Origin of the sequence: Parendozoicomonas verongulae (genome assembly GCF_009711465.1) — a bacterium.
GTDB classification, from domain to species: domain Bacteria; phylum Pseudomonadota; class Gammaproteobacteria; order Pseudomonadales; family Endozoicomonadaceae; genus Sansalvadorimonas; species Sansalvadorimonas verongulae.
Window position 1 is genome coordinate 1 of the sequence record NZ_SMME01000401.1, and the last position, 744, is coordinate 744.

Below are 744 nucleotides of genomic sequence, written 5' to 3' on the forward strand. Positions count from 1 at the left end.
CACATGAGGGGGGAACATTTCGTGCCCCCCCTTATGGACTGTAGGGGGGGGTGAAACGCGACTCCCTATCCATACGTACCTGCGATCTGCGAGCGGTTGAGCATGGTTTCTGACTGAATGGTGAGATTCACAAGCGCCTCCATCAGATACCCATCGCTGGAGCGGGGAGCATCCAAAGGCTGCTGTAAACTCTCAATCACGCACGGGCCATAGACCACGTTACGCCCAATATTGATAAAAACGGTTTGGGGAACACGGCCAAGTCGCCGACCATCAGCAGTTTGCCCGCCAACTGGCGAGACTGCTTGGACTTCCGGTGTTGCCATGCGCTCCAACTCCATCAGTGCATCCATGACCTCAACCTTTGGGTCAGCCAGAGCGTAAAGCTGAAGCGATACGTTAAACGCATGGGGGGCATTACCTTCCCACACCTGCTGAGAAGCCATTGTGGTGATCGTGGTCACACCTCGAGTGGATTCAGTCAGTGAACCAGATTGCAGCAATCCCCCAGACTTTGAGAATTTAGAACCAACGGCGTCGCCCTCAAACGGGCTATTCCAGTTGGCAGCCAGCTCTTTCGATGTACCCTCAGCAATAACCCCGACAACAACCGTATCGCCCTGTTTAATCCAGCATTTGCAGTACGGGCTGACGGCAGGATCATTCACACCCACCTGCCTGTAACCCTGTTGCTTCCAGACAAGAGCCATCACCCCCCCTCACGCGCAAGCACAATTTCAAGGC

The 744-nt window shown here is 54.7% G+C and carries 1 protein-coding gene; it reads right to left on the bottom strand.

Annotated features, from left to right (window positions below):
* Positions 1-65: 65 nt before the first annotated feature.
* Entirely contained in the window at positions 66-710 is a 645-nt protein-coding gene (locus E1189_RS00835; RefSeq protein ID WP_155158231.1) for a hypothetical protein, read from the bottom strand.
* Positions 711-744: the final 34 nt, after the last annotated feature.